Source organism: Streptomyces sp. ST2-7A (genome assembly GCF_021390475.1).
Taxonomy (GTDB): domain Bacteria; phylum Actinomycetota; class Actinomycetes; order Streptomycetales; family Streptomycetaceae; genus Streptomyces.
Genome location: NZ_JAJUWS010000020.1, coordinates 1 through 18,674 on the forward strand (window position 1 = coordinate 1; position 18,674 = coordinate 18,674).

13 protein-coding genes and 1 pseudogene are annotated in these 18,674 nt (G+C 74.0%); 7 read left to right on the plus strand and 7 right to left on the minus strand.

All coding sequences use genetic code 11. The annotated features are described in order from the left end of the window. Positions 1-113: 113 nt before the first annotated feature. Entirely contained in the window at positions 114-4,991 is a 4,878-nt protein-coding gene (locus tag LZF96_RS13910; protein WP_233871117.1) for an ATP-dependent helicase, read from the minus strand. Between the two features lie 400 nt (positions 4,992-5,391). Here LZF96_RS13910 and LZF96_RS13915 point away from each other — a divergent pair, with 400 nt between their 5' ends. From LZF96_RS13915 to recX, 5 genes and pseudogenes are all read left to right on the plus strand, one after another. After that, positions 5,392-6,213: an AzlC family ABC transporter permease gene (locus LZF96_RS13915; RefSeq protein WP_233871119.1), complete on the plus strand. Its 822-nt coding sequence runs from the start codon at positions 5,392-5,394 to the stop codon at positions 6,211-6,213. After that, a complete protein-coding gene (locus tag LZF96_RS13920; RefSeq protein ID WP_233871122.1) occupies positions 6,210-6,530 on the plus strand; it encodes an AzlD domain-containing protein in 321 nt (106 codons plus the stop codon). Before LZF96_RS13915 ends, LZF96_RS13920 begins: the two co-directional genes overlap by 4 nt. A 69-nt stretch (positions 6,531-6,599) precedes the next feature. Further along, positions 6,600-6,794: a DUF3046 domain-containing protein gene (locus tag LZF96_RS13925; RefSeq protein WP_233871125.1), complete on the plus strand. Its 195-nt coding sequence runs from the start codon at positions 6,600-6,602 to the stop codon at positions 6,792-6,794. 379 nt (positions 6,795-7,173) lie between these two features. Beyond that, positions 7,174-8,355 carry a recombinase RecA gene (recA, locus tag LZF96_RS13930; protein ID WP_233871127.1) on the plus strand — a complete coding sequence of 394 codons (1,182 nt, stop codon included), beginning with the start codon at positions 7,174-7,176 and terminating at the stop codon, positions 8,353-8,355. Between the two features lie 12 nt (positions 8,356-8,367). Continuing rightward, positions 8,368-8,910: pseudogene (recX, locus tag LZF96_RS13935) on the plus strand (recombination regulator RecX); the annotation flags it as partial. Positions 8,911-9,015: 105 nt separating this feature from the next. Here recX and LZF96_RS13940 read toward each other — a convergent pair. The 5 genes from LZF96_RS13940 to LZF96_RS13960 all read right to left on the minus strand — a co-directional run bounded on the left by LZF96_RS13940 (position 9,016) and on the right by LZF96_RS13960 (position 14,540). Further along, complete coding sequence (locus LZF96_RS13940; protein WP_233871129.1) at positions 9,016-10,569, minus strand: FAD-dependent monooxygenase; 1,554 nt, start codon at positions 10,567-10,569, stop codon at positions 9,016-9,018. Between the two features lie 36 nt (positions 10,570-10,605). Next, positions 10,606-11,595 (minus strand): amino acid ABC transporter permease, encoded by a 990-nt coding sequence (locus LZF96_RS13945; RefSeq protein ID WP_233871131.1) that lies wholly within the window; start codon positions 11,593-11,595, stop codon positions 10,606-10,608. Beyond that, complete coding sequence (locus LZF96_RS13950) at positions 11,592-12,263, minus strand: amino acid ABC transporter permease (protein WP_233871133.1); 672 nt, start codon at positions 12,261-12,263, stop codon at positions 11,592-11,594. The genes LZF96_RS13945 and LZF96_RS13950 overlap by 4 nt, the downstream gene beginning before the upstream one ends. A 246-nt stretch (positions 12,264-12,509) precedes the next feature. Then, positions 12,510-13,388 (minus strand): glutamate ABC transporter substrate-binding protein, encoded by an 879-nt coding sequence (locus tag LZF96_RS13955; protein ID WP_233871135.1) that lies wholly within the window; start codon positions 13,386-13,388, stop codon positions 12,510-12,512. Between the two features lie 366 nt (positions 13,389-13,754). After that, positions 13,755-14,540 carry an amino acid ABC transporter ATP-binding protein gene (locus LZF96_RS13960; RefSeq protein WP_233871137.1) on the minus strand — a complete coding sequence of 262 codons (786 nt, stop codon included), beginning with the start codon at positions 14,538-14,540 and terminating at the stop codon, positions 13,755-13,757. 876 nt (positions 14,541-15,416) lie between these two features. Here LZF96_RS13960 and LZF96_RS13965 point away from each other — a divergent pair. After that, the gene (locus tag LZF96_RS13965; RefSeq protein WP_233871140.1) at positions 15,417-16,121 is read left to right on the plus strand and encodes a response regulator transcription factor; all 705 of its coding nucleotides are present in this window, start codon (positions 15,417-15,419) and stop codon (positions 16,119-16,121) included. Positions 16,122-16,168: 47 nt separating this feature from the next. Beyond that, positions 16,169-17,713 carry an ATP-binding protein gene (locus tag LZF96_RS13970; protein ID WP_233871142.1) on the plus strand — a complete coding sequence of 515 codons (1,545 nt, stop codon included), beginning with the start codon at positions 16,169-16,171 and terminating at the stop codon, positions 17,711-17,713. On the opposite strand, the gene LZF96_RS13975 is transcribed toward LZF96_RS13970, so the two are convergent. After that, on the minus strand, positions 17,692-18,624 hold the full coding sequence (locus LZF96_RS13975) for a TAXI family TRAP transporter solute-binding subunit (protein WP_374203230.1): 933 nt from the start codon (positions 18,622-18,624) through the stop codon (positions 17,692-17,694). The two genes, LZF96_RS13970 and LZF96_RS13975, sit on opposite strands and share 22 nt — an antisense overlap. Positions 18,625-18,674: the final 50 nt, after the last annotated feature.

Consider the following 18,674-nt stretch of genomic DNA (forward strand, 5'->3'; position numbering starts at 1 on the left):
GCCCCCCCCCCCCCCACGACGACATTCCGTTTGTGTCCCCGTCCCACCGGCGCCGTCCCCCGGTCGCCCTTCCACCATCGACGCCTCCGGCGGACATGCCCGCCAGGTTCGGGTCAGACCGCCGTGGACGTTCCCCCGCGCATCCGCAATCCCTGCGGGCCGGGGCGGAAGCCGGCCTCCTCCAGTCGGGCGGCCCGCACCGTGTCCTCCAGGGCGGGGGCCCCGTTGATCCGCTGCACGGTGAGCGTGCCCAGGGCGCCCGACCCCACCGCTGCGGCGAGCGCTCCCACCGCCGCCCGGGCCTCCGGCTCGCCGGCAGCCCCGTCACCATCCCCCGTCGTCCACTCCAGCACCGTTCGGCCGCCGCGCTCCACGTAGAGCACCAGGGCGCCGTCCACCAACACCACCAGCGCTCCCGCCTTGCGTCCCGGCTTGTGACCGGCGCCGCCGGGCGACTCGGGCCAGGGCAGGGCGGCCCCGTAGGCGTTGGCAGGGTCGGTGGCCGCGAGCACCACCGCCCGGCGGGGCGGTCGCCCGGCCGTGGCCTCCGGACCGGCGGGACCCGAGGACCGCACCCGATCCACGGCACCGTCCAGGGCGAACTGCGCCGCGCCCAACCCCTCGACCACGTAGCCGCGACGCGCCCGCCCGGTCTCCTCGAAGGCGGAGAGCACGCGGTAGGCGGCGGAGAAGCCGCCCGGTGTGCGCTCGGCGGCCACCGCGCCCCGGGTGACCACCCCGTGCCGGTCCAGCAACGCCCCGGCCAGGGCGTGGGCGCGCAGCGTGGCGTGTTCCTCCCGCTCCCGGGCGGCTGTGGGCTCCGGATCACGGGGCACCAGCGCCCATCGCCCGGCCACGGTCGGCGGCCCGCCGCCCGGCCGTGCCGCTCCCGTGCCCGTGAGTCCGGTGGGACGGCCCAATCGGGCCCGGGGCGCCGGCCGACGCCCCCGGTGGGCGGTCGAGCCGGCCGTGCGCCCCGAGTGCAGGAGCGCGCGCAGCGGCCCGATGGTGTCGTTGGTCAACAGGCCGGCCCAGGCCAGGTCCCACACCGCCCGCACCAGTTCCTCCTCGCCCACGGGCTTTCCGGTGCCTTCCCCCGCCCCGGCGACCGCGGCCGAGAGCTGTCGGAAGAACAGGCCGTAGCCGCCCTCCAGCGCCTCCAGTACCACCCGGTGCACCGCCCCGATCTCCACGGGCGTAGCCTCCGCCACCAGCAGCGGGGCGGTGTCCGCCGGGTACAGCGCGATCCAGCCGTCCCGACCGGGCAGCGCCCCGGCCCCGCACCACACCACCTCGCCGGAGGCGGTCAACTCGTCCAGCATCGCCGGACGGTAGTCCGCCACCCGGGAGGGGAGGACCAGCCGCTCCAGTGCCGACGCCGGTACCGGGCAGCCCTGCAACTGCTCGACCACCCGGGCCACGCCGTCCACGCCCCGCAGCGCGTCACCCCCGGCCGTCCCCGTCCGGGGGAAGGAGACGTGCTGCCAGCGGGGCAGGAAGTCGGCCAGCGCGGCCGGGGCCACCGGCTCCAACTCCTCGCGCAGCGCGGCCAACGACCGGCGCCGCAGCCGGCGCAGCACACCCGGGTCGCACCACTCGTGTCCCGGCGCCGGACCGGTGCCGTCCTGCGGCAGGGGGCGGAACTCGCCCTCCACCATCCGGCCCGCGGCGGCCAATCGGGCGAGCCCTCCCTCCACGACCGCCGTGCCGAGGCCGAAGGTCTCCGCCGCGTCCACGGAGGTGAAGGGGCCCCGGGCGCGGGCGAAGCGGGCCAACAGGTCCCCCAGCGGGTCGGGGACCGGCTCGGTGAACGCCTCCGGCACCCCCACCGGCAGGGCGGTGCCCAACGCGTCGCGCAGCCGGCCGGCGTCCTCGATCGCGGCCCATCGTTCCCGCCCGGCGATCCGCACCCGGATCGCCCGCCGGGCCGCCCCCAGCTCCTCGGCCCACGGGGCCTCGGCGCCCCGCTCCACGAGCTCCCCGGTGGTCAGCGGGCCGAGCACCCGCAACAGGTCGGCGGTGCCCTCCATGTCCTTCACCCGCCGCTCGGGGGTCAGCCAGGCCAGCTCCCGCTCCAGTTCGGCCAGCACCTCCGGATCGAGCAACTCCCGCAGCTCGGCCCGACCCAGCAGTTCGGCCAACAACCGGGAGTCCAGCGACAGCGCCGCCGCCCGCCGCTCGGCGAGGGGGGAGTCGCCCTCGTAGAGGTACTGCCCGACGTATCCGAAGAGGAGGGAGCGCGCGAACGGTGAGGGCTCGCGGGTGGTGACCTCCACCACGCGGACCCGCCGTGCCTCGATGTCGGAGAGCAGCTCCACCAGACCCGGCACGTCGAAGACGTCCCGGAGGCACTCGCGCACCGTCTCCAGCAGGATGGGGAACGAGCCGAACTCACTCGCCACCGACAACAACTGGTGGGCGCGCTGCCGCTGCTGCCACAGCGGGGTGCGCCGGTCGGGGCGCCGGCGGGGCAGCAGCAGGGCCCGGGCCGCGCATTCGCGGAAGCGGGAGGCGAACAGCGCCGAGCCGCCCACCGCGTCGGTCACCAGGCCCTCGATCTCCCCGGGGTCGAACAGCACCTCCTCGGCCCCCACCGGCGCGTCCCGCGAGGCCCCGGAGCCGGCCCCGGAGTGCTCCTCGGACCAGCCGTATGGGTCGGGGAGATCGGCGGCCGGATCGGTGTCGGGGAGGCGCAGCACGATGCCGTCGTCGGCGTGCATCACCTGGGCGTCCAGCCCGTACCGCTCGGCCAGCCGGGTGTTGAGGGCCAGCGCCCAGGGCGCGTGCACCTGCGCCCCGAAGGGGGAGTGCAGCACGACCCGCCAGTCGCCGAGCTCGTCTCGGAACCGCTCGACCACCACCGTCCGGTCGTCCGGCACGTGGCCGCAGGCCTCCCGTTGCTCCCGCAGGTGGGCGAGGAGGTTGTCCACCGCCCGCTCGTCCAACCCGGCCCGGGACAGCCGTTCGACCGCGGCCGCCGGCTCGAGGTGGGTCACCTCGCGCAGGAAGGCGCCCAGGGCCCGGCCCAGCTCCAGCGGGCGCCCGAGCTGGTCCCCCTTCCAGAAGGGCAGCCGCGCCGGGGTGCCGGGGGCCGGGGAGACCAGCACCCGGTCGCGGGTGATGTCCTCGATCCGCCAGGAGGTCGTGCCCAGGGTGAAGACGTCGCCCACCCGGGACTCGTAGACCATCTCCTCGTCCAGCTCGCCCACCCGGGTACCGCCGCGCGAGGGGTCGCCACCGACCAGGAACACCCCGAAGAGCCCCCGGTCGGGGATGGTGCCCCCGGAGGTCACCGCCAGCCGCTGGGCGCCGGGACGACCCGTGAGGGTGCCCTCCACCCGGTCCCAGACCAGGCGCGGTCTCAGCTCGGCGAAGGCGTCGGACGGGTAGCGTCCGGCGAGCATGTCCAACACGGATCGGTAGGCGGATTCGGGCAGCGAGGCGAACGGCGCGGCCCGACGGACGGTGGTCAGCAGTTCGTCCACGTCCCGGGTGTCCATCGCGGTCATCGCCACGATCTGCTGGGCCAGCACGTCCAGCGGGTTGGCCGGGACCCGCAGTGCCTCGATCGCCCCGGCCCGCATCCGCTCGGTCACCACGGCGGACTGGATCAGGTCCCCCCGGTACTTGGGCAGGATGACGCCCGCCGAGACCGCTCCCACACTGTGTCCGGCCCGTCCCACCCGCTGCAGTCCGGAGGCCACCGAGGGCGGCGATTCCACCTGGATCACCAGGTCCACCGCGCCCATGTCGATGCCCAGCTCCAGGCTCGAGGTGGCCACCACGGCCGGCAGCAGCCCCGCCTTCAGCTCCTCCTCCACCCGAGCCCGCTGTTCCTTGGAGACCGAGCCGTGGTGGGCGCGGGCCAGCACGGCGGGGGCGCCGCGTCCCGCCCCGGAGCCGCCCATCACCTCCGCCGGTCCGTGTTCCTCCGGGAGCGCTCCGCCGGACTCCCGTTCGAGGGCGATCTCGTTGAGCCGGTTGCACAGCCGTTCGGCGAGCCGCCGGGAGTTGACGAAGACGATGGTGGAACGGTGCGCGCCCACCAGATCGACGATGCGCTCCTCCACCGAGGGCCAGATCGAGGGCCTGCCGCCGTCGTCGGGGGAGTCCGGGGTGCCGGGAGCGGAGACCGGGGATCCGGCGAGGTCGCCGAGGTCGTCCACCGGGACCTGTACCGAGAGACGGAACTCCTTGTGGGCCGGGGGCTGCACGATCCGCGCCCCGCCGCGCGGGGAGAGGAAACGGGCCACCTCGTCGACCGGGCGCACGGTCGCGGACAGCCCGATGCGTCTCGCCGGCTTGTCCAGCAGTTCGTCCAGGCGTTCCAGGGAGAGCGCCAGGTGGGCCCCGCGTTTGGTGCCGGCCACCGCGTGCACCTCGTCGAGGATCACTGTCTCCACCCCGGCCAGCGACTCCCGGGCCCCGGAGGTCAGCAGCAGGAAGAGGGACTCCGGCGTGGTGATGAGGATGTCCGGGGGCCGTCGGGCCATGGCCCGACGCTCGGCGGGCGGGGTGTCCCCGGACCTGATGCCGACCCGCACCTCCGGCTCCGGGAGACCGAGCCGCAGCGCCTCCTGCCGGATGCCGGTCAGCGGGCTGCGCAGGTTGCGCTCCACGTCCACGGCGAGCGCCTTCAGGGGAGAGATGTACAGGACCCGGCAGCGCCGGCCCGGATCGGCGGGCGGGGGGCGGTTGGCCAGGCCGTCGAGGGCGGAGAGGAAGGCGGCGAGTGTTTTGCCGGAGCCGGTGGGGGCGACCACCAGGGCGTCGGAGTCGGCGGCGATCGCCTCCCAGGCGCCCGCCTGGGCGGGGGTGGGGGCGTCGAAGGCGCGCCGGAACCAGGAACGGGTGGCGGGGGAGAAGAAGTCGAGCGCGTCCCCGGTGTCCGCACCACCCTTCCGGGAGGAGGGGGCGGCGGATCCCCCGGGGCCGGGTCCGGCCCCGGGGGAATCGGGCGGGGTGGGTGAATCGGGAACCACGGGCACCATGGGGACATGGTGCCCCGGGGCACCGACAGCCGCGGGTGGTGACGCGGGGCCCGGTGGTGACGCGGGGCCCGGTGGTGACGCGGGGCCGGGTGGTGACGCGGGGCCGGGTGTGGGCGGAGTGAGCGGGGCGGGGTCCGTCGTGTTCCGTGTCCTGTCGCGCACGGTGTGCGAGGCGGACGGGGCGGGTGCTCCCCGCCGGCGGGGCCGGACGTAGCCTGCCGGTGTGAACCACCCCGCGACGCCCCCTCCCCGCCTCCCCGGACAGGAAAACGAGCGATCACCCGATAGGGGCGATGACGGCGACCGTCCCGTCCCGCACCCCGTCCCGCACCCCGTCCCGCACTCCGATCCGCACCCCGGCGGTCGTGCCGTCGGTGGGTGGCGTGCCCCCGCGCGCGCCGTGGACCGGGCGGCGGTGCGGGACGGCCTGGGGGTCGGCGTGGCGGTCGGGCTCTCCGGCTTCGCCTTCGGGATCACCGCGGCGACGGCCGGTCTGTCCGTGTTGCAGAGCTGCGCCCTGAGCCTGCTGGTCTTCACCGGCGCCTCCCAGTTCGCGCTGGTGGGAGCGTTGGCAGCGGGCGGCAATCCGTTCACCGCCGCGGCCGGAGCCTTCTTCCTGGGGGTGCGCAACGGCTTCTACGGCCTGCGGCTGTCCACGGTGCTCGCCGTGCCGGGCCGCTGGCGGCCGGTGGTCGCCCACGCCGTGATCGACGAGACCACGGTGGTGTCCCTGGCCCGCCCCGACCGCCGCTCGGCCCGGATCGGCTTCGCCGTCACGGCCGTCTCGCTCTACGGTCTGTGGAACCTGACCACCCTGATCGGCGCGCTGGGCGCCTCCCGGATCGCCGATCCGGCGGCCTGGGGACTGGACGCCGCCGGCCCCGCCGTCTTCCTGGCCCTTCTGGCGCCGATGTTGCGCTCGACCCGGGAACGGGCGACGGCGGGCCTGGCCATCCTGCTCGCACTGGCGGCGATGCCGGTACTCCCGGCGGGCGTGCCGGTGTTGGTCGCCGCGCTCGCCGCGCCGCTGGTGCTGTTGGCGACCCGGGGCCGCGACGCGGCGGCGGACGAGGCCACCGCCTCCGGCCGCCCCACCGCCTCCGAGGGGGCCGATGATTCCGAGGACTCCGATGAGCCCGGGGACCCCGGGGATCCGCCGGGGGTGGTGCCCCGGAAGGGGGCGGCGGCCGGTGGGGGAGCCCCCGGAGGTGGTGTCGCGTGAACGGGACGGCGGTGTGGATCGCGATCCTGCTGACCGCGGCCGGGTGCTACCTCGTCAAGCTGACAGGGCTCTCGGTGCCCCCGACGGTGTTGGAGCGACCCGGTCCGCGCCGGTTGGCCGCACTGATCCCGGTGGCTCTGTTGGCCGCGCTGATAGCGGTGCAGACGGCGGACGGTGGGGACGGGGCGCTCGTCCTCGACGCGCGGGCCGCCGGGCTGGGCGCCGCGATGGTGGCCCTGGTGCTCCGGGCGCCGTTCCTCCTGGTGGTGGCCCTCGCGGTGGCGGTCACGGCGGGGGTCAGGGCACTCGGTGGCTGAGGCCGGGCACGCCGGGCGGCGTGGTCCGGGCGGGCCACGGGGCGGGATGTCGGACGGGATACTGGGCGAATGCGGCTGACGGATTTCTGGGAGCGGATGCGAACCCACTTCGGCGCGGACTACGCGGACTCCTTCGCGCGGGACCACGTGATGTCGGAGTTGGGTGGCAGGACGGTGCACGAGGCGCTGGCCGAGGGGCGGCCGGTCAAGGAGGTGTGGCGGGTGGTCTGCGCCGTGATGGAGGTGCCCGCCGAGCGCCGCTGACCCGTGGGCGGGGTGTCGCCCGGGACATGTCCCGGCGACACCCCGCCCCTTTTCCTTCCGATGCCGGCCCGGCACCGGTGTCGGTGCCGGGCCGGTTCTTCGGGGGAAGTCCGGCGGACGCCCTTGGGGCGGTGGTCCTCCGCCTGCTCGGAGAGGGGTCACCCGATGGGGTGGCCGCCTGCGCGAACCGACCTCAAAACGCCGCTCTGGCCTGCTGTTTTCCGTGTTCTCCACAGGTCAGGGGGATCCTTGACACGAAAATCGAACATCCATTCTGATTGATGGGGTCGGGCTCTCCCGGGGGGTCCGGCGGCGATTGTCAGTGGCAGCCGCTAGCGTCGACGACGTGAAGCGAACGAATCAGAAACCGGTGACCCCCATGGTAGGTACGGACCGCGAGAAGGCGCTCGACGCCGCCCTCGCGCAGATTGAGCGACAGTTCGGCAAGGGCGCGGTCATGCGCATGGGCGACCGCACCGAGGAGCCCATCGAGATCATCCCGACCGGTTCGACCGCCCTCGATGTCGCCCTCGGGGTGGGCGGCCTCCCGCGCGGTCGGGTGGTCGAGGTCTACGGCCCGGAGAGCAGCGGCAAGACCACCCTGACCCTGCACGCGGTGGCCAATGCCCAGCGCGCCGGCGGCACCGTGGCCTTCATCGACGCCGAGCACGCCCTGGACCCGGAGTACGCCAAGCGACTCGGCGTGGACGTGGAGCAGCTCATCCTCTCCCAGCCGGACAATGGCGAGCAGGCCCTGGAGATCACCGACATGCTGGTGCGCTCCGGCGCGCTGGACCTGATCGTCATCGACTCGGTGGCCGCGCTCGTCCCGCGGGCGGAGATCGAGGGCGAGATGGGCGATTCCCACGTCGGCCTCCAGGCCCGACTGATGAGCCAGGCGCTGCGCAAGATCACCGGTGCGCTCAGCCAGTCCCGCACCACGGCGATCTTCATCAACCAGCTCCGCGAGAAGGTCGGCGTGATGTTCGGCAGCCCGGAGACCACCACCGGTGGTCGGGCGTTGAAGTTCTACGCCTCCGTACGGCTGGACATCCGACGCATCGAAACCCTCAAGGACGGCACCGACGCGGTGGGCAACCGCACCCGCGTCAAGGTCGTCAAGAACAAGGTCGCCCCGCCCTTCAAGCAGGCGGAGTTCGACATCCTCTACGGCATCGGCATCAGCCGTGAGGGCGGGCTCATCGACATGGGTGTGGAGCACGGCTTCATCCGCAAGTCCGGTGCCTGGTACACCTATGAGGGCGACCAGTTGGGCCAGGGCAAGGAGAACGCCCGCAACTTCCTGCGGGACAACCCCGACCTCGCCAACGAGGTCGAGCGGAAGATCAAGGAGAAGCTCGGCATCGGCCCCAAGCCCAAGCCCGAGCCCGAGTCGGTCGCCGCGCAGCCGGAGGTCGGAGTGTCCCCCGCCCCCGCTTCCACTCCCACCGCCGCGCCCGCCACCCCCGCCACCCCCGCCGGCGAGGAGGCCAAGGCCGCCGCGTCGGCGAAGACCGCTCGTGCCGGGGCGGCGAAGGCTCCCGCCGCGGCGAAGGCCTGATCCGTGGGCACCTCCCCGGAGCCGGGGCGTCGGGAGTCGGGCGCCCCGGCCGACCCGGTGGAGCGAGCCCGCGCGATCTGCCTGCGCGCGCTGACCGGCACCCCCCGCACCCGGGGGCAGCTGGAGGAGACGTTGCGTCGCCGGGACATCCCGGAGGAGGCGGTGGCGACCGTCCTCGACCGTTTCGAGGAGGTCGGTCTCATCGACGACGCCGCCTTCGCGGCCGCCTGGGTGGACTCCCGCCACCACGGACGAGGGCTGGCCGGTCCGGCCCTCGCCCGTGAGCTGCGACAGCGGGGGGTGGCCGGGCCGGTGATCGAGGAGGCGGTCGCCCGTCTGGACCCGGAGCTCGAGCGGGAGACGGCGCGGGCTTTGGTGGAGCGCAAGCTCCGGTCCACCCGGGGCCTGGAGCGCGACCGCCGGCTGCGCCGGCTGGCGGGGATGCTGGCCCGCAAGGGGTATCCGCAAGGGTTGGCGCTACGGGTGGTGCGCGAGGCCCTCGAGCGGGAGGGCGAGGAGATCGAGGAGTGGGAGCTGCCACCCCCGGGGGGATGAGTCAGGCTCGGAAGCGCGGGCTTGTCCCGACCGGACCGGGACGCGGACGTACCGGGACACGGTGAGACCGGGGGCCGGAGCGGGGCCGGTCAAAGGGGGGCGCCCTCACCCCACCGGCAGGTCCGTCAGGTCTCCGATACATCGCTCCAGGGCCCGCCGGTCCGCTCCCGCCAGGGCGGCCGCCAACCGTCCGTCCGGCCGCACCACCAGCAGGGTGTGCGCGGCGGCATCGGGGTAGGCGTCGGCGACCAGCAGTTCCGCCGGCAGCGGCAGCGCGGAGACCGCTCCCGCCAGATCCGGCATCAGACCGGCCGACAACCAGTGCCGCGCGTCCCACACCCGCGCCCCCGGGGCCGTCAGCACCAGCAGCAGCGGACCCCCCAGGCGGTCGACGAGCCGGCCGCGTTCGCCGTCCAACGCCGTGACCGCCACGTCCACCACGGGGTTCCCGATCGCCGGCCCGTCCCCGGCCGTCCGCTGCCCGGGGATCGCGTACCGCCCGGGCTCACCCAGCGCGCCCCGTCCGAGATGCGCGTCGGCCGGCAGGGTCAGCCTGCCGCGGCCGGTCAGCCGCCCACCCCGACCACCCCGCCCGCGCACCACCGGTAGGGCCTGGTCCACGGCGCGCAGTCGCGCGCCCATCGCGCCGCGCCGCTCCTCGACATAACTCTCCAACAGCCCCTCGGCGCCCCCCGGCCGACGGTCCGCCGCCAGCTTCCACGCCAGGTTGTCCACGTCCCGCAGACCCTCGGCCACCTGCTGGGTACCCAGCGCGCCCACCAGATGCGCCGCGTCCCCGGCCAGCAGCACCCGACCCGAGCGCCACCAGCGCGCCAGTCGCTGGTGGCAGGCGTACACGCCGGTGTCGAGCAACTCGTGCGGTGGGAGCTCCCCGTCGTTCAACCCCACCAGCGTCCGCTCCACCCGCTCCAGAAGGGCGTCGGGTGTCACCGGCCCCTCCTCGGGGGGCAACGGCCAGTCCAGCCGCACCTCGTCCCCGAGCAGGGGGCGCACCAGGACCTCCGGCGGTTCGGCCCGCGCCCCACCGGTCCGGCGGGGCGTCGGCAGCGCCCGGTGCAGGGCGGCCTCCCCGGTCTCCGGAACCCCGCCGCGCAACGCGGCCACCGCGTACCGCTCCACGGCCGTGCGGCCGGGGAAGGCGACCCCCAACAGTTTGCGCACGGTGGAGCGGGCGCCGTCACATCCGATCAGGTGGCTGCCCTCTCGGCTCGAAGCGCCCCCCGCCGGCTCGGCCGCCAGATGCGCCGTGACGCCGGATTCGTGCTGTTCGAGGTCCACCAGGCGGGCGGGGGAGAGGATCTCCACCAACCCGGTCCGGCCCGTCGCCCGCCACAGTGCCTCCTCCAGCGCGTGCTGCGGCAGGTGGACGGGGGAGCGCTCCTCGGTGAAGACGGCCTCCTCCACCACCCGGCCGCGCACGGTGGTCCGCCAGCCGGTCCAGGTCGTCGCGTGTTCGGCGGCGCCCGACAGGCGGGCCCAGTGGGCGACATCGGGGGGCAGCACACACGTGCGGGCGGCCCGTCGCACCACCCCCGCGTCGCTCCCGTCGAGGACGACGGAGGGAACGCCGTGGCGGGAGAGGGCGAGCGCCAGCGCGAGCCCGATCGGGCCCGCGCCGGCGATGATCACGGGCAGCACAGGAGTATGCAACCCACCTGCCCGGCACCCGTCAAGTCAGGACCGGTCGCCCGCGTCGCCCGGCAGCGCGGGGCCACTCGGGTCGATCGGACCGCCGGTGCCGGCGGTCCGGATGTCCGGCGCCCGCTTGGGCGGGGTCTCCAACTCCAGCAACTCGCCCGGATCGGTGGCCACCACGGCCCCGGTCCCGCGCTTGCCGCGCCGGATGCGACCCTCCAACCAGCTCGCGAAGCTGGTGATCAGGAAGTTCAGCACGATGTAGATCAACGCCACCACGGTCATGCTGGCGATGATGTTGGCACCGTAGTTGGCGCTGATCAGCGTGGTCTGGCGGAGCAGCTCGCTGAAGCCGAGCATCGCGCCGCCCAGCGCGGTGTCCTTCACGATGACCACGAGCTGGCTGACGAGTGCCGGCAGCATCGCGGTGACCGCCTGCGGCAGCAGCACGAACCGCATGGTCTGGTTCTTGCGCATGCCGATCGCCCGGGCCGCGTCCGACTGTCCACGCGGCAGGGAGAGGATGCCCGCCCTCACCACCTCGGCCAGCACCGAGGCGTTGTAGAGCACCAGGCCGGTGATCACCGCGTACATCGGCCGGTTCTCCCGGGCGACATCGGTGAACATGGCGTACGCCTCGTTGGCGAACAGCATCAGGATCAGTACCGGGATGGCGCGGAAGAACTCCACGATCGCCCCGGAGGGGACCCGTACCCACCAGTGGTCGGAGAGCCGGGCTATACCCAGGGCCGCGCCCAGGGGCAGGGCGATGACGATCGCCAGGAACGCCGCCTTGAGCGTGTTCATCAGGCCGGGCAGCAGATACGTCGTCCAGACCCGGGAGTCGGTGACGAAGGGGCTCCACTTCTCCGCCGCCAGATGACCCTCCCGGCCGAGGACCGTCAGAAGCCAGACGATCAGCACGGCCACCAGAAGACCGAAGACGATCGCCATCAGGGCGTTGCGCACCCGGGCGCGCGGTCCCGGGGCGTCGTAGAGGACCGACGGGGAGTTGGAAGAGGCACTCATCGCTTCACCGCCACACGCTTGCTCACCCAACCGAGGAGCAGCCCGGTGGGGAGGGTCAGGAGAATGAAGCCGAGCGCGAAGATCCCCGCGATGAGGAAGAGCTGGGCCTCGTTTTCGATCATTTCCTTCATCAGCAGCGCGGCCTCGGTCACGCCGATGGCGGCCGCCACGGTGGTGTTCTTGGTCAACGCGATCAGTACGTTGGCCAGCGGCGCCACCACCGAGCGGAACGCCTGGGGCAGCACCACCAGGGTCAGCACCTGCACGAAGCTCAACCCCAGGGCCCGGGCGGCCTCCGCCTGACCCAGCGGCACGGTGTTGATGCCCGAGCGCAGCGCCTCGCAGACGAAGGTGGCGGTGTAGACGATGAAGCCGAGGATCGCCAGCCGGAAGTAGATGTCCGGTGGACGATCGCCGCCGAGACTGAACCTCAGGGCCATGTACAGCCCCTGGGCGCAGGCGATGATGACCAGGGTCAGCGGGATGTTGCGGAACAGATGAACGTAGACGGTGCCGAAGGCGCGCATGACGGGCACCGGGCTGACCCGCATGGCGGCCAGTACGGTGCCCCAGATCAGGGAACCGATGGCCGACCAGAAGGTCAGCTGCACCGTCGTCCAGAAGGCGCCGAGCAGGTCATACCGCTCGAAGTCAAGGAATTCGAACACGGACTCTCGCAGTCTCGTCGGGCCGCAGCGGCCCGGGGGGCCGGAGTGGACGGGGCCGGACAGAACGACAGGAACGGGAAGCGGGGCGGGTGTCGGACGGACACGACCACGAGGCCGGGCCGGGCCGGGCGCGGCCGGGAGGACGCCGTCCGTCCGTCACCGGGATGTGCCGCGCCGCCGCCGGGGTCTTCCGTCGGCGGCGCGGCACGGGAACCGGTGGGGAGGAACCGGTCCCGGGCACGGGTGTCAGTCGGTCTCGGTGATCTCCGGGGCGGACCCCGCCTCGTAGCCGGCCGGGCCCAGGTTGGCCTCGACGAACTCGGCCCAGGAGCCGTCGTCGATCATCTTCTCGATGGCCTCGTTGACACTGTCCCGCAGCTCGGTGTCGCCCTTGGCCAGGCCGACGCCGTAGTACTCGTCGTTCAGGTTGAGGCCGGCGAGCTTGAACTTGCCCTCGTGCTCGGGCTGCGCGGCGTAGCCGGCGAGGATGGCGTCGTCCGTGGTGATCGCGTCGACGGTGCCCCCCTCAAGACCGCTCAGGCACTCGGAGTAGGTGGCGAACTCGTGCAGCCCGGCGTCGGGGGCGACGTTGTCCCTCAGGTTCTGCGCGGAGGTGGAGCCGGCCACCGAGCAGAGGGTGAGGTCGTTGATCTCCTCCTCGCTGTTGACCTCATCATCGACCCGGATCAGCAGGTCCTGCTGGGCGACGAAGTACGGGCCGGCGAAGCTGATCGACTCCTTGCGGGCGTCGGTGATCGAGTAGGTGGCGACGACCAGGTCGACGTCGCCGCGCGAGATGAGGTTCTCGCGCTCGGGGGAGGGGGCCTCCAGCCACTCGATGTCGTCCGCGTCCACGCCCAGTTCGGCGGCGATGTAGGTGGCGACGTCCACGTCGAGGCCCTTGTAGTCGCCGTCCGGGGTCAGCAGGCCGAGGCCGGGCTGGTCGAACTTGATGCCGATGGTGAGGCCTTCCAGGCCGCCGTCGTCGGAGCCGGTGTCGCCGCCGTTGTCGGAGGCCGAGCCACCGTTGTCGGTGCTGTCGGCGTCGTCGGAGCCACAGGCGGTGGCGGTGAGCGAGAGGGCCAGGACGGTGGCGGCGAGGGCGGTGGCCTTACGGATTCTCATGATTCGGTAACTCCCCTGGGGGTCGAGGGACACGGTGCCCGGGACGGGCGGGGGCCGTGCCGCGGAGGGACGGGCTCGCGGCTGCGGGTGTGGGCCGGAGCGGTACGGGACGTCCGGTGGGACCGGCCGCCCCGCGGGGTGCGGGGGACGGGGGAGGGGTTCCGGCTCCGGGGTGACCGGTGTCCGGGACCCCGGAGCCGTCGCCCACCGATGGTGACCGGCGGGGGACGGGTGGGGACGGGGGGGGCACTCGGGGGTACACGGCGGTACCGGGGGTTGTGCGGGTGACGCGGGAACGTGGGGCCCGACCGGGACGGGTGCCGACCGTGTCGGTGGTGCCCGGGGCGGGGCGGTTCGGCGGTGGGGTCAGTGGTGGAGGATCTTCGACAGGAAGTCCTTGGCGCGGTCGCTGCGCGGGTTGTCGAAGAACTGGTGGGGCTCGGCCTCCTCGACGATCCGTCCGTCCGCCATGAACACCACGCGGTTGGCGGCCGAGCGGGCGAAGCCCATCTCGTGGGTGACGACGACCATGGTCATGCCCTCGCGGGCGAGCTGCTGCATGACCTCCAGGACCTCGTTGATCATCTCGGGGTCCAGGGCGGAGGTGGGCTCGTCGAAGAGCATCACCTTGGGCTCCATGGCCAGCGCGCGGGCGATCGCCACGCGCTGCTGCTGGCCGCCGGAGAGCTGGGCGGGGTACTTGTCCGCCTGGTTGCCCACGCCCACCCGGTCGAGCAGGGCGCGGGCCTTGGTCTCGGCCTCCGCCCGCTTCCGGCGCCGGACCTTGAGCTGGCCCAGCATGACGTTCTCCAGCACCGTCTTGTGGGCGAAGAGGTTGAAGGACTGGAAGACCATCCCCACATCCGCCCGCAGGCGGGCCAGCTCCCGACCCTCGTCGGGCAGCGGCTTGCCGTCGATGGTGATGGTCCCCGAGTCGATGGTCTCCAGCCTGTTGATGGACCGGCAGAGAGTCGACTTGCCGGAGCCGGACGGACCGATCACCACGACCACCTCTCCGGCGTGGATGGAGAGGTTGATGTCCTGGAGCACGTGCAGCGCACCGAAGTGCTTGTTGACATCCGTCAGGACGACCAGGTCGTGTGCCACGGGCCCGGCATCCCCCGGCCCCTTGGCCATCGAAACGTCGCTCATCGGTTTCTTCGCTCCGTCCTCGTCGATTGCAGGGACCCTAGGGCGGGGTCCGGACCGCCGTCATCACATCTGAGGGAGAATTGAGGAAGGGCGCGTGAACGTGGGTGGAAGACCGGGGAGCGTGCCGGTGGCGCACGCCGGTGGGGCACGCCGGTGGGGCGTCCGCTCCCGGCGGGCCGTCCGACCGGCCCGGCCGTTCCCGAACCCTTCGCCCCGGGCCCCGCGGCGGCCGGCCCCATCCCGGGTGCGGAATGTCGGATCCCGGCGCCCGGGGCGGGACCCCGGACGGCGGCGGTCAGGCGGGCGCGGCTCTCGCTTCTCCGCGTCCCGGGCGTCCCCGGAGCCGTGAGGACTTCCCGTCGGTGCGGCCCCTCCGGGAGGTCGCCCGGCCCCTCCGGTTTCCGGTACCCGTCCTCCCGTCCGGCCGGGAGGTCAGCCCAATTCTGCCCGCCGAACCGCCCCCACACCGCCCCGCCCGGTTTCCGACGTCCGATGCCGCTGCCCGCCCCGCCCCGCCGCGCCTCCGGTCCCGCCCCGCCGCCCGTGCCCGGGGAACCGGAGCCGCCCTCCCGGCCGTGTTCCCCGACCCGTGCCGTGCGCGCGGGCGCATCGGTCCGGCCCGGCCCGGGGGCCGAAGTGCCCGCACGGGGTACCGGCTCCATAACGAAAACCCGTGCGAGGGCGTCCCCTCCGCCGCCATGGCGCACCATCGGTGGATGCCGGGAGGCCCGCGGACCCAACGGTCCGACGCTCCTCCGGGCTCCTCCCGGTCCGTCCCCCGGACCGGTGCCGCTCCCCGGGCGACGCCGCCCCCGGGAACCGGAGCGTTCGACCCGCCCGTGGCGGACGCGGACGAAGAGGACGAAAGGAGGCCGGATGCGCCTGCTGCTGGTCGAGGACGACAACCACGTCGCCGCGGCCCTCGTCGCCGTGCTCGGCCGCCACGGCTTCGCGGTGCGGCACGCCCGCACCGGTGAGGAGGCCATCGAGCGGCTCCGCGCCGAGACCTTCGACGCCGTCCTGCTCGACCTCGGCCTGCCGGACGCCGACGGCTTCGAGGTCTGCGGCCGGATCCGCCGGCTGGCCCCGGTGCCGGTCATCATGGTCACGGCGCGCGCCGACGTGCGCTCCCGCATCCACGGCCTCAACCTGGGTGCCGACGACTACGTGGTCAAGCCGTACGACATGGGCGAGCTGCTGGCCCGCATCCACGCCGTCAGCCGGCGCAGTGCCGGCGAGGGACCGGGGGAGACCGCCCCCCGCCGCGCCGACGCCGAACAGACCCTGCACGCCGGACCGGTCACGGTGGAGCCCGCCACCCGAACCGTCTCGGTGGAGGGCAACCCCGTCACCCTGACCCGCAAGGAGTTCGACCTGTTGGCCCTCCTGGCCCGCCGCCCCGGCGTCGTCTTCCGCCGTGAACAGATCATCAGCGAGGTCTGGCACACCAGTTGGGAGGGCACCTCCCGCACCCTCGAGGTGCACGTCGCCTCGTTGCGTTCCAAGCTGCGCCGACCCGAACTGGTGGAGACGGTGCGCGGGGTCGGCTACCGCCTCGTGATACCCGCGGCCGGTCCCTGATCGGCCCGGTCGCCCCCACCCGGAACCGTCGATACCCCCGCCCCGCCATGCGCTCCAGACTCCTCGCCCTGCTCATCGTGCTGCTCGCCGGTATGCTGCTGGCCCTCGGCGTCCCGCTCGCCGCCGGCCAGGCCGCCGCCGAGCAGCAGCGGATGGTGGTGGACCGGATCGACGACACCGTCCGTTTCGCCTCCCTGGCGCAGTACGCGGTGGGCCCCGGGGACGACGACCCCGGTGTCGATCCCCTCGCCCAACTCCAGGACGAGCTGGAGCGCTACCACGACCTGTACGGCATCCGGGCCGGTGTCCTCAACCGCGACGGCACCCCCCTCGCGGCCTCCCCGGCCGGCTGGTCCCCGCCCGCCGGGGACCGGGCCCGCTCCGCGTTCTCCGAGGCGTTGGCGGGGCGGCGCAGCCAGGGCCCCCCGCAAGTGTGGCCCTGGGACACCGGCACCCGGCTGCTGGTGGCCTCGCCGGTCGTCCGGGACGGTGACGTCATCGCCGTGGTGGTCACCGAATCGCCCACCGGGGCCCTGCGCGCGCGCATCCTGCGCGGCTGGCTGCCGATCGCCGCCGCCGAGGCCGCCGCCATGCTGCTGGCCGTCGCCGCCGCGATCCGGCTGACCGGCTGGGTGCTGCGTCCGGTGCGGGTGCTCGACCGGGCCGCCCACGACATCGCCACCGGCCGGATGAACGCCCGGGTCGCCGAGGCGGGGGGACCGCCGGAGCTGCGTCGGCTCGCCCGCTCCTTCAACGAGATGGCCGACCACGTGGAGCAGGTCCTCGAGCAGCAGCGGGCCTTCGTGGCCGACGCCTCCCACCAACTGCGCAATCCACTGGCCGCCCTGTTGCTGCGCATCGAACTGCTCGGCCTGGCGCTGCCGCCCGGCAGCGAGGAGTTCGCCTCGGTGCAGGCCGAGGGCAAGCGGCTGGCCCGGGTGCTGGACGACCTGCTCGACCTGGCGCTGGCCGAGCACTCGGAGGCGGACCTGCGACTGACCGACGTGGCCGCCCTGGTCGGGGAACGCGTGGACGCCTGGCGCCCCCTGGCCGAGCGCCGGGGCCTGACCCTGGAGCGTCCCGGCCCCGGCGCGCTCACCGCCCTCGCCGACCCGGTGGCCCTCTCCAGTGCCCTGGACGCGCTGATCGACAACGCGCTGAAGTTCACCCCGTCCGGCGGCACGGTGACGCTCCACACCTCTGCCCGCGGCGGCCTGGTGCGGATCGAGGTCGTGGACACCGGCCCCGGCCTGCAGGACGAGGAGTTGGAGCGCGTCGGGGACCGCTTCTGGCGCAGCGGCCGGCACCAGAACGTCTCGGGTTCCGGCCTCGGCCTGTCCATCGTGCGGGCCCTGCTGGCCGCCGGGCACGGCACCATCGACTTCTCCCACCACCACCCGCACGGCCTGCGGGCGGTGGTCTCCCTGCCCCGCTCCCGTGAGGACCTGCACGGCGGGGCCTCCCCGGCCGACCACCCGCCGCCCGGCGGTGCGGGGGCGCACGACCCGGGTCCGGCGTCCGGCGGGGGGCACCCGGCCGGACCGGAGGCCCCGGGAGCCCCGTGGCCCGGTCAGAGCTTGGCGGACCGGTAGTACCGGCGTGCCCCCTCGTGCAGTTCCAGCGGACGGGTGTAGATCGCTGTCCGCAGGTCCACCCGCTGCGCCGCGTGCACGGCGGCACCGATGCGGTCCCGCCCGTTGATCACCGCCCGGGTCACCCGCTCGGTCAGCCCCGCGTCGGTCGTCTCGCCGGTGACCAGGAGGTTCGCCACGGCCACCGTGTCCACCGCCTGTTCCACCGCGATGGCGGGGTAGGCGTCGGGGGGCATGACCGCCGCCCGGTAGTACGCGGTGTGCGGCCCCCCGGCGTGCAGACGGGGCAGCAGTTCGCCCAGCGGCACCAGCCGGATCGGCAGTCGCTCGGAGAGGCCGGTCACCGCGGAGGTGGGCAGGCCGCCCGACCAGAAGAAGGCGTCCAGCCGGGCGGTCTCCATCATCCGGGGCATCGTGTGGATGCCCTCCCGGACGGCGGTGACGTCCGCCTCCATGTCGAGTCCGGCCGCCGCCAGCAGTTCGCGGGTGACCAACTGCACGCCCGAGCCGTCCTGCCCCACCCCCACCCGCAGTCCGGCCAGATCGGAGCAGCTCCGGATCGGGGAACCGGCGGGTACCACCAGCTGCATGTAGTCGTCGTACAACCGCACGCAGGCCCGCAGTTCCGCCCCGTCGACCGGCGCGTCCGCCAGGTGCGCGGCGATGGAGTCGGCGGTGGCGATGACGAAGTCGGCGGTGCCGGCGACCAACCGCTCGATGTTCTGCACCGACCCCTCGCTGGGGCGCAGCACCACCTCCAGTTCGGGCGCCTCGCGCTCCAACTGCTCGCTCAGCAACTGGCCGTAGCGGGCGTAGACCCCGCTGGGCACACCCGTGCCGACGACGATCCGGCCCGACGGCCGGTCACCGGCCCCGGCCCCGGCGGCCCACCACGCGACCGGGGCGGCCATGGTCAGGACGGCCGCGCCGCGCAGCAGGAGGCGGCGTCGGTCCGGGTCGA

What these genes read in the sequence shown, in the direction of transcription:
- LZF96_RS13925 (WP_233871125.1), top strand. Translation starts at nt 6,600, where the DNA reads ATGCGGCTGACGGATTTCTGGGAGCGGATGCGAACCCACTTCGGCGCG.
- LZF96_RS13970 (WP_233871142.1), top strand. Translation starts at nt 16,169, where the DNA reads ATGCGCTCCAGACTCCTCGCCCTGCTCATCGTGCTGCTCGCCGGTATG.
- LZF96_RS13955 (WP_233871135.1), bottom strand. Translation starts at nt 13,388, where the DNA reads ATGAGAATCCGTAAGGCCACCGCCCTCGCCGCCACCGTCCTGGCCCTC.
- LZF96_RS13960 (WP_233871137.1), bottom strand. Translation starts at nt 14,540, where the DNA reads ATGAGCGACGTTTCGATGGCCAAGGGGCCGGGGGATGCCGGGCCCGTG.
- recA (WP_233871127.1), top strand. Translation starts at nt 7,174, where the DNA reads ATGGTAGGTACGGACCGCGAGAAGGCGCTCGACGCCGCCCTCGCGCAG.
- LZF96_RS13975 (WP_374203230.1), bottom strand. Translation starts at nt 18,624, where the DNA reads ATGGCCGCCCCGGTCGCGTGGTGGGCCGCCGGGGCCGGGGCCGGTGAC.
- LZF96_RS13945 (WP_233871131.1), bottom strand. Translation starts at nt 11,595, where the DNA reads ATGAGTGCCTCTTCCAACTCCCCGTCGGTCCTCTACGACGCCCCGGGA.
- LZF96_RS13965 (WP_233871140.1), top strand. Translation starts at nt 15,417, where the DNA reads ATGCGCCTGCTGCTGGTCGAGGACGACAACCACGTCGCCGCGGCCCTC.
- LZF96_RS13910 (WP_233871117.1), bottom strand. Translation starts at nt 4,991, where the DNA reads ATGGTGCCCGTGGTTCCCGATTCACCCACCCCGCCCGATTCCCCCGGG.